General features: G+C 68.1%; 9 protein-coding genes. 1 reads left to right on the forward strand and 8 read right to left on the reverse strand.

Annotation, left to right across the window (positions count from 1 at the left end; all coding sequences use genetic code 11):
• Nucleotides 1–4: 4 nt before the first annotated feature.
• The 8 genes from priA to A9Z00_RS04525 form a co-directional block, all read right to left on the reverse strand.
• A complete protein-coding gene (priA, locus tag A9Z00_RS04490; protein WP_296974917.1) occupies nucleotides 5–2,593 on the reverse strand; it encodes a primosomal protein N' in 2,589 nt (862 codons plus the stop codon).
• Nucleotides 2,590–3,834, reverse strand: coding sequence for a bifunctional phosphopantothenoylcysteine decarboxylase/phosphopantothenate--cysteine ligase CoaBC (gene coaBC, locus A9Z00_RS04495; RefSeq protein WP_296974918.1), 1,245 nt, complete (start codon nucleotides 3,832–3,834; stop codon nucleotides 2,590–2,592). Before coaBC ends, priA begins: the two co-directional genes overlap by 4 nt.
• 165 nt (nucleotides 3,835–3,999) lie before the next feature.
• Nucleotides 4,000–4,215 (reverse strand): DNA-directed RNA polymerase subunit omega, encoded by a 216-nt coding sequence (gene rpoZ, locus A9Z00_RS04500; protein ID WP_296975024.1) that lies wholly within the window; start codon nucleotides 4,213–4,215, stop codon nucleotides 4,000–4,002.
• 13 nt (nucleotides 4,216–4,228) lie between these two features.
• On the reverse strand, nucleotides 4,229–4,846 hold the full coding sequence (gmk, locus tag A9Z00_RS04505; RefSeq protein ID WP_296974922.1) for a guanylate kinase: 618 nt from the start codon (nucleotides 4,844–4,846) through the stop codon (nucleotides 4,229–4,231).
• Nucleotides 4,847–4,859: 13 nt separating this feature from the next.
• Entirely contained in the window at nucleotides 4,860–5,120 is a 261-nt protein-coding gene (gene remA, locus A9Z00_RS04510) for an extracellular matrix/biofilm regulator RemA (RefSeq protein ID WP_296974924.1), read from the reverse strand.
• A 249-nt stretch (nucleotides 5,121–5,369) separates the two neighbouring features.
• The gene (locus A9Z00_RS04515; RefSeq protein WP_296974927.1) at nucleotides 5,370–7,340 is read right to left on the reverse strand and encodes a bifunctional homocysteine S-methyltransferase/methylenetetrahydrofolate reductase; all 1,971 of its coding nucleotides are present in this window, start codon (nucleotides 7,338–7,340) and stop codon (nucleotides 5,370–5,372) included.
• Between the two features lie 124 nt (nucleotides 7,341–7,464).
• A complete protein-coding gene (gene dapF, locus A9Z00_RS04520) occupies nucleotides 7,465–8,298 on the reverse strand; it encodes a diaminopimelate epimerase (RefSeq protein WP_296974929.1) in 834 nt (277 codons plus the stop codon).
• Between the two features lie 201 nt (nucleotides 8,299–8,499).
• Nucleotides 8,500–11,277, reverse strand: a complete 2,778-nt coding sequence (locus A9Z00_RS04525; RefSeq protein WP_296974932.1) for a calcium-translocating P-type ATPase, SERCA-type — start codon at nucleotides 11,275–11,277, stop codon at nucleotides 8,500–8,502.
• A 227-nt stretch (nucleotides 11,278–11,504) separates the two neighbouring features.
• On the opposite strand from A9Z00_RS04525, the gene A9Z00_RS04530 reads away from it, so the two are divergent.
• A complete protein-coding gene (locus A9Z00_RS04530; RefSeq protein WP_296974934.1) occupies nucleotides 11,505–13,247 on the forward strand; it encodes an Rqc2 family fibronectin-binding protein in 1,743 nt (580 codons plus the stop codon).
• Nucleotides 13,248–13,294 lie beyond the last annotated feature (47 nt).

A 13,294-nucleotide genomic window follows, 5' to 3' on the forward strand; every position in this document is an offset into this window, starting at 1 on the left:
CTGGTCACAGAATCATTTGCGGGTCGACGTCGACGCCGATCCGGACGTCGCCCGCGTCACGGTCCGCGGCCAGCGCTTCGGCGGCCCGCCGGAAAAGCCCGGCCGCGTCGACATTTCCCCGATATTTTATCATAACTTGCCACCGGTAGCGATCTTTCAGGCGCGGAATCGGCGACGCGGAGGGTCCGACGATCTCGAGCGCGGTCTCCGCGCCGCCCGCCAGCGGCCTGAGCAGACCGGCTTCGGCGGCGGCGCTCCTGAGCGCCGCGGCGAACGCCTCGGCCGCCGCGGCGAGCTTCGCCGGATCGGGATGCGACAGCGTCGCGAGCGCAAGCCGCGAATACGGCGGATAGAAGAGCAGCCGCCGCGCGCGCAGCTCCTCGCGCACGAACCCGATGTAATCGTGGTGCTGTGCCGCGCGGATCGCGTAGTGGTCCGGCGTGTACGTCTGCACGACGACCTCGCCGGGGAGCTCGTGCCGCCCGGCCCTGCCGGCCACCTGCGTGATCAGCTGGAACGTCCGCTCCGCCGCGCGGAAATCCGGCAGGTGGAGCGACGTGTCGGCCGCGATGACGCCGACCAGCGTCACGAGCGGAAAATCGAGCCCCTTCGCGACCATCTGCGTCCCGAGCAGCACATCCGCCTCGCGCCGGCCGAACGCCGTCAGCAGCCTCTCGTGCGCCCCCTTCGTGCCGGTCGTGTCGACGTCCATCCGGATGACGCGGATGCCGGGGAACGTGCGCTTAAGCTCCTCCTCGACGCGCTCCGTCCCGGTGCCGAAATAGCGGATGTGCGGGCTGCCGCACGAGGGGCATGCCTCCGGCTGCCGTTCCGCATATCCGCAGTAATGGCAGCGCAGCACGCCGCTCCGCCGGTGGTAGGTAAGCGAGATTTCGCAATGCGGGCAGCCGGCCGCGTACCCGCAGGAGCGGCACATGACGAAGGTGCTGTAGCCGCGCCGGTTGAGCAGCAGCACGGTCTGCTCGCCCCGTTCGAGCCGCAGCGTCAGCGCCTCGCGCAGCCGGCGGCTGAACATCGACCGGTTGCCCGCGGCCAGCTCCGCGCGCATGTCGACGATCTCCACCGGCGGGAGCGGATTGCCGAGCGCCCTCCCGGGCAGCGGCAGCCACTCGGCGGAGCGGAGCGCCGCGCCGGGCGTGACCCGGACGACCGGCCCGCTTGCTTCCCTCGCCGCGGCCGCGGGCACGATCCGCGCGGCGGCGAAACTTTCGAGCGACGGCGTCGCCGAACCGAGGACGACGACCGCGCCGTGTTGTCCGGCCCGGTACACCGCCACGTCGCGCGCGTGATATTTCGGGCTTTCCTCCTGCTTGTAGGAGGATTCGTGCTCCTCGTCGATGACGATCAGGCCGATCCGCTCGAACGGCGCAAACACGGCCGAGCGCGCGCCGATCGCCACCCGGACGCGGCCGTCGCGGACCTTGCGCCATTCGTCGTACCGCTCGCCCGCCGACAGGCGGCTGTGCAGGACGGCGACGTCGCCGCCGAACCGCCCCTTGAAGCGATCCACCATCTGCGGCGTCAGCGCGATTTCCGGCACGAGCACGATCGCCTGGCGGCCGGATGCGATACACCGTTCGATCGCCTGCAGGTATACCTCCGTCTTGCCGCTGCCGGTTACGCCCTGCAGCAGCATCACGGCCGCTTGCCCGCTCTCCAGCGCCCGGCCGATGCGATGCAGCGCCGCGGCCTGCGCGTCCGTGAGCGGAAGCGGCCCGGTCGGCGCGAACGCGCGGCCGGCATACGGATCGCGGTCCTCCTCGACCGCTTCGATCCGGATCAGCCCCTTGTCCGCGAGCGCGCGGAACACCGCTTCCGACAGCCCGCTCTCTTCCGGCAGCCGGCGCAGCGGAACCGGCCCGCTCCGCTCCAGCATATGCAGAAGCGCCTGCCGCTGCTTCGCCAGCCGGGGCGGCATGGCGTCGGCCGCCGACCGGGCGGCCTCGCGATCTTCCGGCGGGAAAGCGGCCAGCACCTTCTTCACCGACAGTCGGTCCCGGACCCGCACCGATTCGGTCAGGATGCCGGCGCGCAAGGCGCCGACGATCGCGCGCTCATGTCCGGGATACCGCTCCAGCAGCAACTCGAGCTTCACCGGCCCGTAACGTTCCAGATAGCGGAACAGTTCTTCCGGCAGCCCCTCCGCGGCTTCCGGCTCCGGGACGTCTTCCCCGTCCCGGGTGCGGCCGTCCCCGGCCCGCGCCGGTCCGCCGTCCCGGGCGAGGCCGACCAGCCGCTCCGCCCGGCCCTTGAGCGCCGCGGGGATCATCGCCTGCATCGCCGCCGTCCAAGTGCAGCCGTAGGTGTCGGACATCCAGCGCGCCAGCTCGATCAGATCGGGACGGAGCGGCGGCGTCGGATCGAGCAGCTCGGCGATCGGCTTGAGCCGTTCGGGCTCCACTTCGGCTTCCCGCGCGAAGCCGACGACGAACCCCTGCACCGTCCGACCGCCGAACGGAACGGCGACGCGGCTGCCGATCCCGATCCACACGCTCGCTTCCTCGGGCACGAGGTAATCGAACGGACGGTCCGTCTGGCGCACGGCGACATCGACGACGACGCGGGCGATCACCCCGGATTGCCCTCCCGCGCGGCCAGCCGCTCCGCCGCGAGCCGCATGAGGCGCAGCCCGATCTCCCGCTTCGTAAGAAGCGTCCATTCGGCCGCCCGGCCGCCCGCGTCGAACACGATCACGCTGTTCGTGTCGGTATTAAAGCCCGCGCCCGGCTCCGTCACGTCGTTCGCGACCACCAAATCGCAGTTTTTGCGCCGCAGCTTGTCCATCGCGTTCGCCTCGAGGTCCTCCGTCTCCGCCGCGAAGCCGATGAGGAACTGCCGCGTCTTGCGCCGCCCCGCCTCGGCGAGGATGTCGGGCGTCCGCTCGAGCTCGATCGTGAGGCGGTCCTCCTTCTTTTTGACCTTGGCAGCGTGGCGCACCGCGGGGCGGTAGTCGGCGACGGCGGCCGCCTTCACGACGATGTCCGCCCCCTCGAACCGCTCCATGACCGCGTGCAGCATCTCTTCCGCCGACTCGACGCGGACGATTTCGACGCCGCCGGGCAGCGGGACGGACACGCGCGCCGCGACGAGCGTCACCTCCGCCCCGAGATCGCGCGAGGCTTCGGCGATCGCGATGCCCATCTTGCCGGACGAGTCATTCGTGATGTACCGCACCGGATCGATCCGCTCGATCGTGCCGCCGGCCGTCACGACGACCCGACGGCCCGCCAGCGGCCCCTTCGCCCCGCCGGCTCCCTTCTCCGCAAGCAGCGCCTCGGCGGCGGCCAAAATCTCCTCGGGTTCGGCCATCCGGCCCTTGCCGACGTAGCCGCACGCGAGCGGACCCGTGCCCGGCTCCGCGAACCGGACGCCGCGCTCGGCGAGCAGCCTCAGGTTCGCCTGCACCGCCGGATGCGCGTACATGTGGACGTTCATCGCAGGCGCCACGAGGATCGGGGCGGTCGTCGCAAGCAGCGTCGTGCTCAGCATGTCGTCCGCCAGCCCGTGGGCCATTTTCGCGATGATGTTCGCCGTCGCCGGCGCCACGATGAAGAGGTCCGCGCGGTCCGCGAGATCGATGTGCGAGATGACGGCGGGATCCCGTTCGTCGAAGATGTCCGTATGGACCGGATTGCGCGACAGCGCCTGGAAGGTGAGCGGTGCGACGAACCGGGTGGCCGATTCCGTCATGATCACCCGCACGTCTGCGCCCCGCTGCGTCAGCCGGCTGACGAGCGCCGCCGCCTTGTACGCGGCGATGCCGCCCGTCACGCCGACCACGATCGTCCTGCCCCGCAGGCTGCCCGTCTCCATGGACGTCCGATTCCTCCTTGCAAGCAAAACGCCCGGCCCGCTCGAGGCGGCGGGTCCGTTTTGCGATTCCGTGATGCGATGACGGCCCGTTGCTCCGGCCGCCAGTCCTTCCGGACCCGGGAACAAAAAAGAACAACCCGCGTCCAGGGGTTGTTGCCGTGTCCGTTATTTCGCGTTCTTGACGTTCGGTTCCTCTTCGATGACGACGAGGTCGTGATAAATCTCCTCGAGCGCCACGCCGACCGGCTTGTGGGATTTGGGCGATTCCAGCTTCGACTTCGCGCCGTCCTTGAGCATGCGCGCCCGCTTGGCGGCCGCCACGACGAGCGAATATTTGCTGTCGACCTTCTTCATCAGTTCGTCAATCGACGGATACAGCATCCGCATCACCTCTTCATGCTTTCTGGATGAGGGGCATCAGGCCCGCGTATTCCCGCACGACCCGGTCGCGCCGGCAATGCTCGGCGATGATGATGCTCTGGATCCGGCGGCAGGCCGCTTCGATCTCGTCGTTCACGACGGCGTAGTCGTATTCGGAAATCATGCTGATCTCCCGGCTCGCCTCCGACATCCGAGTGTCGATGACGGACGGCGTCTCCGTGCCCCTCCCGGAGATGCGCTGCCTCAGTTCGTCCAGCGACGGCGGCAGCAGAAAAATGAATACGCCCTGCGGATAGTTCCGCTTCACCTGAAGCGCGCCCTTCACGTCGATCTCCAGGATGATGTCCTTGCCTTCCGCGATCGTCCGCTCGACGGGCTCGCGGGGCGTGCCGTACAGATTTCCGACATACTCCGCGTATTCGAGCAGCAAGCCGCGGTCGATCATCTCCTGGAATTGTTCCCGCGTCTTGAAATAATAGTCCACGCCGTCGGCCTCGCCGGCCCGCGGCGCACGCGTTGTCGCAGACACCGAATAGACGAGCTCCGGCATCATGCGGCGAAGCGCCTTGCAGACGGTGCCCTTGCCCACGCCGGACGGTCCCGACAACACGATCAGCAATCCTTCTCTCATGATGCGCCCCGATTCACTCGTCGTTGTCTTCGTCCTTCACGGACAGGCGGTGCGCCACCGTCTCGGGCTGCACCGCGGACAGGATGACATGGTCGCTGTCGGTGATGATGACGGCCCGCGTGCGTCTTCCGTACGTGGCGTCGATCAGCATGTGCCGGTCGCGCGCCTCCTGGATGATCCGCTTGATCGGCGCCGATTCCGGACTGACGATCGAAATGATCCGGTTGGCTGAAACGATGTTTCCGAATCCGATGTTGATGAGTTTGATTGCCATAGAGGTCTCCTCCCGGTCGTCACACCCGTTCCGCGCGTTCCGAAAGCCGCGGCGGAGGACCGCCGGAATGAACGGGTACGACGCTTGCGCGCATCGGCGCTGCGTATGCGGGCGGCTTGCACTATTGTTGACAACCGTCGTCCGGTGCATACGTCCGCGCCGCCACCGTTCGGCCTCGGGACCGCTGGGCATCCCGGCCGGGCCGCGGCGGCTTCCGGTCCGATCCGTGGCAGGTGTAACCATTGGACTCTATTTTAATTCATTTTTGCCGGAGGAACAAGAGATTTCGCACGTTTCCAGGCGCGCTTTCGCCCGGACGTACCCGGTGAGCCTCACCGTCATGTCATAGAACATGAAAGGCGTCATCAGATAAATGCCGTTGAAAAATTGCAGCGCCGCGTCCAGGAGCTCCTCCGCGATCCGGATCCCCTCCGCCCGGCCGGCTTCCCCCTCCAGCCCGGCCATCCGCCTGCGGACCTCGTCCGACAGCTCGATGCCCGGCACCTCGTTGTGGAGAAACTCGGCGTTGCGGCCGCTCGCCAGCGGCATGATGCCGATGAAGATCGGCACGCCGATGTGGCGGGTGGCGTCGGCGATCCGCTCGATGAGCGCGGCGTCGTACACCGGCTGCGTCATGATGAAATCGGCACCGCATTCGACCTTCTTCTCGAGCCGCCTGACCGCCTTGTCCAGGTGCTTCACGTTCGGATTGAAGGCGGCGCCGACGATGAACCGCGCCCGCTGCCGGAGCGGCTTGCCCGAAAACGCGATCCCCTCGTTCAGCTGCTTGATCATCCGGATCATGTCGAAGCTCGTCAGATCGTAGACCGAGCTCGATCCGGGCAGATCGCCGAACTTCGCCGGATCGCCGGTGACCGCGAGCACGTGGTCGATGCCGAGCGCATGCAGCCCCATCATGTGCGACTGCGTGCCGATCAGGTTCCGGTCCCGGCAGGCGACGTGCACGAGCGGCCGGATGCCGACCCGCTCCTTCACGATCGCGCCGAGCGCGAGATTGCTCATGCGCGTCACCGCGAGCGAATTGTCGGCCATCGTCAGCGCGTCCGCGCCCGCATCCCGGAGCGCCCGCGCGCCGGCCATGAACTTCGTGATGTCGAGATCCCGCGGCGGGTCCAGCTCGACGATGACGGTGGGCCGCCGGCGCACGAGCTCGACGAGCGTCGGATCGTCCCCGCCTCCCGGAGCCTCGCCCCCCGGCGCGGACGGCGCGGGCTCCGCCGTCACCCGGATCCGCGGCCGGGATTCCGCGGCCGGCGCCGCGTCGGCGGCCTTCGCCCCGGCATCCCGCATCGCGGCCGCCCGGGCTTGTCCGCCGGCGGGTGCCCCATCCTGCGCCATGCCCGCCAACGCGGAAGCGATCGCCCGGATGTGTTCGGGCGTCGTGCCGCAGCAACCGCCGATCAGCCGCGCGCCCAGCCCGGCGAAACGCTTCGCGCAGTCGCCGAAGTACGCCGGCCCGGCGGCGTACGTAATCCGCCCGTCGACGTAATCGGCGCCACCCGCGTTCGGATACACGGAGATCGGCAGGTTCACCGCTCCGCCCAGCGCCTCGATCGCATGCAGGATGCCGTTCGGACCGCTCTCGCAGTTGAAGCCGACGGCGTCCGCGCCGGCCGCCTCGAGCCTGCGGAACGCTTCGGCGATCGGCAGCCCCGTGTAGAGCAGTTCCGTTCCGACGGCCGCGAGCTGGCAGATGACCGTCGTGTCGGACCGCTGCCGCACGAGGCGAAGCGCGAGCAGCAGCTCGTCGAGATCGTAGAACGTCTCGAGGAGAATGCCGTCCACGCCCGCTTCGAGCAGCGCGTCGATCTGCTCGGCCAGGGCGCGTTCGATCGCCGGGAGCCCGACGGCCCGCAGCCGGCCGGCGCGGATCGCGCCGACCGCGCCGACCACCCACGCGTCCGCGCCGACCGCCTCGCGCGCGATGCGCACCCCCTCGCGGTTGATGCGCCTGGCTTCGTCCTCCAGCCCGTATCGGGCCAGACGCTCCGCGTTCGCGGAGAACGTGTTCGTCTCGATGACGCGCGCGCCCGCTTCATAATATTGCCGGTGCACGGCGGCGATCGTCTCCGGACGGGTCATGTTGAATTCCTCGTATGACACGCCGATCGGATGCCCGAGCTGATGCAGGTACGTCCCCATCGCTCCGTCGCCGGTCAGAACCGAAGTCCTGAGCGCATCCCGCAGAACCGGTCTCATCCGTCTTCCTCCCCAGCGGCGCCCGGGTCCCGCAGACAGCAGAAAAGCAGCCCGGTGAATCCGGCCGCTTCTCCCGTCCTTCCGGGGCATTGCTCATGCCCTTATGTTAACCGTACGGGCGCCGTCAGGCAAGCGTTCCGGAGAACACTTCCGCCGCCGGGCCCGTCATGTACACGCGGTTGTCCGCTTCGCTCCATTCGATGAACAGATCGCCGCCCGCAAGCGACACCGTCGCCCTCCGGTCGGTGAGCCCGCAGAGCACCGAAGCGACCAGCGTCGCGCACGCTCCCGTGCCGCATGCGAGCGTCGGACCCGCGCCCCGCTCCCAGACGCGCATGACGGCGTGCGACCGCGAGACGACCGTGACGAACTCGACATTCGTCCTGCGCGGGAAGAGCGGATGCGCCTCGAGCAGCGGTCCCCAGCGGTAAAGATCGAACGACGGCGCGTCGTCCACGAAAATGACGCAATGCGGATTGCCCATCGAGACCGCCGTGAAGCGGAACGTGCGGCCGCCCGCCTCGATCGGATGGTCCACGACCGGCGTCCGGTCGACCGTCGTCGGCACGTCAAGCCCGCGCAGGATCGGCTCGCCCATGTCGACGCGCACCCGGACCGCCTTGCCGCCCACGGACGTGATTTTGAGCCGCTGCACGCCCGCGCCGAGCGTCTCGATCGCGATCTCGTCCCGCGCGACGAGCCCGCGGTCGTAGACGTACTTGGCGACGCAGCGGATCGCGTTGCCGCACTGCTCGGCCTCCGAGCCGTCCGGGTTCAGGATGCGCATGCGGAAATCGGCGCGTTCGGACGGCAAGATGTAGACGAGTCCGTCCGCGCCGACGCCGAAGTGGCGGTCGCACAGCCGGACGGCGAGATCGGACGCGTCTCCCGGCAGCTCCCGCTCGCCCGCCACCACGATGAAGTCGTTCCCGAGGCCATGCATTTTCACAAATTCCACGGTTTTGCACTCCCTTGTCTCCGGCGATGCCGCCGGGTCCGCTTGTTCTGCTGTCAGCATACCCCAAGCGGCGGAAACGGGAGTATTGATCCTGGCGTCTTTTGTTTGCACTTGACCGCATGCGGCGGCAGGGCGCCGGCGGGAGCGGCGCGGGAACGTCCGGCGGAAGACGGCGCCGGGGCCGCCGACGGACGGAGACGGTCATCGGGGGATGGTGCCGGCGCCGCCGTACACGATGCGCCTCCGCTTGCGGCGGCCGGGCGTGCCGAGGACGCTGCCGATGCCCATGACGAACGTCGGAATGCCGGCGGCGACGAACACGAGCGACCAGTCGCGGAAATCCAGCGGCACCGTCTTGAAGATCGCCTGCAGCGGCTCGACGTACAGCACCGGAATCATGAGCGCGAGCGACGACAGCACGGCCAGCACGAGCCAGCGGTTTTCCAGCAGGTTCCGGTGGAAAATGGACCGCGAGCTGCGGCAGTCGAACACATGGATGAGCTGGGCCATCACCAGCGTCGTGAACGCGACCGTCTGGGCATGCCTGAGATCGCCGCTCGACCTCAGCGTCAGGACGAACGCGCCGAGCGTGCACAGGCCGATCAGCACGCCGCGGCTGAGGATCTTCCAGCCGAGCCGGCGCGCGAAGATGCTTTCCTTCGCCCCGCGCGGCGGCTGGCGCATCAAATCCTTCTCCGGCGGATCGACGCCGAGCGCCATCGCCGGCAGGCCGTCGGTCACGAGATTCACCCACAGGATCTGGATCGGCACGAGCGGCAGCGGCAGCGCCAGCAGCATCGCGAGGAACATGGTCAGGATTTCGCCGACGTTGGAGGCGAGCAGGTAGCGGATGAATTTGCGGATGTTCTCGTAGATGCCGCGCCCCTCTTCGACCGCCGCGACGATCGTCGCGAAGTTGTCGTCGGCCAGGACGAGCGACGACGCTTCCTTCGCGACGTCCGTACCCGACTGTCCCATCGCGATGCCGATGTCCGCCGCCTTGATCGCCGGCGCGTCGTTCACGCCGTCGCCCGTCATCGCGACGACGTGGCCGCGGCGCTGCAGCGCCCGGACGATGCGCAGCTTGTGCTCCGGCGCGACGCGGGCGTAGACGTAGGTGTCCTCGACGATCCGGTCGAGCTGCTTATCCGACATCGCCGCAAGCTGCCGCCCGTCGATCGACCGGCCGCCGCGCGGCAGGATGCCGAGCTGGGATGCGATCGCCTCGGCGGTGAGCCGGTGGTCGCCGGTGATCATCACCGTCCGGATGCCCGCCTGCCGGCACATCGCGATCGCGTCCCGCACCTCCCGGCGCGGCGGATCGATCATGCCGGCGAGACCGACGAAGATGAGCTGCTTCTCGACGTCGGCATCGCGCTCCGCCGGCTCCTGGGGATGCAGGTCGCGGTAGGCGAGGGCGAGCACGCGCAGCGCCGATCCGGCCATCCGCTCGGCCGCCTCGGCCGCCTTCTGCCTCAAGCTGGGCGTGAACGGCACGACCTTGTTGTCCCAGAGCGCGTAGGCGCACCGCTCCATCAGCAGGTCGGGCGCCCCCTTCGTGCAGACGAGGCGGCCGCCCTGGTGGCTGACGAGCACGGACATCCGCTTGCGTTCCGAATCGAACGGATATTCCTTTTCCCGGCGGTACAGCCCTTCGAGCGACGAGACCGTGACGCCGAGCTTGGCCGCGAGCACGATGAGCGCACCTTCCGTCGGATCGCCCTGCAGGACCCAGTCGTCCGCGTTATCCGCGCGCCTGCCCGCGCGCCCCGGACGCCCGGCCTCTTCGGCGCGGACGAGCCGCGCGTTGTTGCACAGCGCCGCAACCTGCACGAGCCGGCGCAGCGCGGCGTCCCGTTTCAGATCGACCGGCCTGCCGTTCTCGAGCACTTCACCCCGCGGCTCGTAGCCTTCCCCGGTCACTTCGAGCGTCCGGCCTTCCGTCCAGAGCCGGACGACGGTCATCTTGTTCTGTGTCAGCGTGCCCGTCTTGTCCGAACAGATGACCGTGGCGCAGCCGAGCGTCTCGACGGACGGCAGCTTGCGCACGATCGCCCGCCTGCGGATCATCCGCTGCACGCCGAGCGCCAGCGCGATCGTGACGATTGCGGGCAGCCCTTCCGGAATGGCCGCGACGGCGAGGCTGACGCCGGCGAGGAACATGTCGTAGGCCGGCTGGCCGTGCAGGATGCCCGCGATCACGACGACGACCGTCAGCGCGATCGCCGCCGCGATCAGCACCTTGCCGAGCTGCGCGAGGCGCCGCTGCAACGGTGTCTCGGCCTCCCCGGCCTGCTCGATCATGCTGGCGATCTTGCCCATCTCGGTCCGCATGCCGGTGCGGATGACGATGCCCTTGCCCGTGCCGCGCGTCACCATCGTTCCCATGAACGCGATGTTTTTCAGATCGGCCGTGCCCGGCTCGTCCCCTTCGATCGGCCGGGCGTGCTTGCCGACCGGCACCGACTCGCCCGTCAGCGCGGATTCTTCCACGTACAGGCTGTTCGCTTCCAATAGCCGCAGGTCGGCCGGCACCCGGTCGCCGCTCCCGATCAGGACGATGTCGCCGGGCACAAGTTCGGCGGCCGGAATCACGCGCTCCTTCCCCTCCCGGACGACGCGCGCCGTCGGAGCGGACAAGGCCTTGAGCGAGCGCAGCGACCGCTCGGCGCGATATTCCTGGATGAAGCCGAGCACGCCGTTCAGCACGATGATGGCCAGAATCGCGGCGGCGTCCATCCATTCGCGGAGAAATCCCGAGATCAGCGTCGCTCCGGCGAGCACCAGCACCATGAAGTCCTTGAACTGGTTCAGAAACAGCGCGATCGGCGGCGTGCGCTTTCCTTCGGCGAGTTCGTTCCGGCCGTGTCCGGCCAGCCGGCGCTCCGCTTCCGCCGCGGAAAGCCCACGCTCCGCGTCGCTCTCGAGCGCGTCGACGAGTTCGCGCGGGTTCATCCGGTGCCACATCGTCTGTTCCATCCGTCTCCCTCCCGAAATCCGCTCTCCGGCCCACCCCGGGAACGAATGGGCGGACAGCCTCGTTACAGGGATAAATCTATTCGGACAACCGGGGAAATATCCCAACGGAGCGGGACGGCGTGCGGCGGAACGCGGCCCCTTAAGTTTTTCTCCGAACTATGGCATGATAGAGATTGGTCCGTGTACGCATATTTCCACGCATTTTTCGTCAAGGTGGTCATGTTCCGATGTCACTCGACGGCATGGTCGTGCGCGCGATCGCGCACGAGCTCCGGCAGCTCGCCGGAACCCGGATTCACCGCATTCATCAACCCGACGACCATACGCTCGTGCTGCAGCTCAGGGGCGGCGGGCTGCGCGGACAGCCCCGCCTGCTGCTCTCCGCGAATCCGACGTATCCCAGAGTCCACTGGGTCACGCGGCCGCAGCAGAATCCGCTGGAAGCGCCGATGTTCTGCATGCTGATGCGCAAGCACTGCGAAGGCGGCGTCATCGAATCCGTCACGCAGCCGGGATGCGAGCGGATGCTGTACATCGACATCCGCCAGCGCGACGAACTCGGGGACGACTCGCTGAAGCGGCTCGTCGTGGAGCTGATGGGACGGCACAGCAACCTCATCCTCATGGACCCCGCGACGGGGCGCATCTTCGACGGCATCCACCACGTCACGCCGGCGATCAGCAGCTACCGGGTCGTCCTGCCCGGCAGCGCCTATACGCCGCCGCCCGTGCAGGAGAAAGCCGACCCGATCAAGACGGAGGACTTCGGTCGTTTCGCCGAAGCGCTGTCGTCGGCCGGAGACGCGCCGCCGGAACGGCGGCTGGTCGACGCGTTCACCGGCCTGAGCCCGCTGATCGCGCGCGAGATCGTGCACCGCGCGGCCGCATCCGGCGCGCCGGACGATCCGGAGGCGCTGTGGGGGGCTTTCCGGGAAATGATGGCGGCGTTCCGCGCGCATGCGTATGAACCGAACATCGTGGAGAGCGGCGGGAAAACCTTTTTCTCGGTGACCCGGCTGACCCACCTGGACGGCGCGGCGCGCCCGTTCGCTTCGGTCCTCGAGTGCCTCGAGGTCTATTACGGGGACAAGGCCGAGCGGGATCTCGTCCGCCAGAAATCGGCCGATCTGTACCGCTTCCTGCAGAACGAGAAGGCGAAAAACGAGAAAAAGCTCGAGAAGCTGGAAGCGACGCTGAAGGAGGCGGAGGAGGCGGACCGGTACCGGGTCATCGGCGAGCTGATCATCGCGAACCTGCACGCGATCCGGAAAGGAGCGTCCAGCGTCCAGGTCGTCAACTACTACGACGAGCGGCAGCCCGTGATCACGATCGAGCTGGACCCGCAGCTTACGCCGTCGGAGAACGCGCAGCGCTGGTTCAAGCGCTACAACAAGGCGAAGAACGGCGCGGCGGCCGCGGCGGAACAGATGGAGGCCGCGCGCGCGGAAATCGCGTATTTCGATACGCTGCTCGCGCAGCTCGAGAACGCGTCGCTGCAGGATATCGAGGAGATCCGCGAGGAGCTCGAGGAACAGGGGTATCTGAAGCGGCGGGCCGGCTCCGCGGCGAAGAAGCGGAAGCCGTCCCGTCCGGCGCTGCTCTGTTACACGTCTTCGGAAAACGTGCCGATCTATGTCGGCAAAAACAACACGCAGAACGACTATCTGACGAACCGGCTGGCGTCGCCGAACGACACGTGGCTTCATACGAAGGACATTCCGGGATCCCACGTCGTCATCCGCGGCACCGGCTTCGGCAACGCGACCCTGGAGGAGGCGGCGATGCTGGCGGCCTGGTACAGCCGGGGAAGATCGTCCAGCCTCGTGCCGGTCGACTACACGCTGGTCCGGCACGTCCGCAAGCCGAACGGCGCGAAGCCCGGCTTCGTGATCTACGATCACCAGAAGACGCTGTTCGTGACGCCGGATGAGGAACGCATCAAGGCGCTGCCGGTCCGCACGGTGACGTGAGGCGCGGCTTTCGGCCGGCAATCGAAACGAAAAGGCAATCGAAACGA

Source organism: Thermobacillus sp. ZCTH02-B1, from assembly GCF_002159085.1.
In the GTDB taxonomy this organism is placed as follows: Bacteria; Bacillota; Bacilli; order Paenibacillales; family Paenibacillaceae; genus Thermobacillus.

Coding starts and splice junctions, on each gene's coding strand:
- rpoZ (WP_296975024.1), bottom strand. CDS start 4,215: ATGCTGTATCCGTCGATTGACGAACTGATGAAGAAGGTCGACAGCAAA.
- remA (WP_296974924.1), bottom strand. CDS start 5,120: ATGGCAATCAAACTCATCAACATCGGATTCGGAAACATCGTTTCAGCC.
- gmk (WP_296974922.1), bottom strand. CDS start 4,846: ATGAGAGAAGGATTGCTGATCGTGTTGTCGGGACCGTCCGGCGTGGGC.
- A9Z00_RS04515 (WP_296974927.1), bottom strand. CDS start 7,340: ATGAGACCGGTTCTGCGGGATGCGCTCAGGACTTCGGTTCTGACCGGC.
- A9Z00_RS04530 (WP_296974934.1), top strand. CDS start 11,505: ATGTCACTCGACGGCATGGTCGTGCGCGCGATCGCGCACGAGCTCCGG.
- coaBC (WP_296974918.1), bottom strand. CDS start 3,834: ATGGAGACGGGCAGCCTGCGGGGCAGGACGATCGTGGTCGGCGTGACG.
- A9Z00_RS04525 (WP_296974932.1), bottom strand. CDS start 11,277: ATGGAACAGACGATGTGGCACCGGATGAACCCGCGCGAACTCGTCGAC.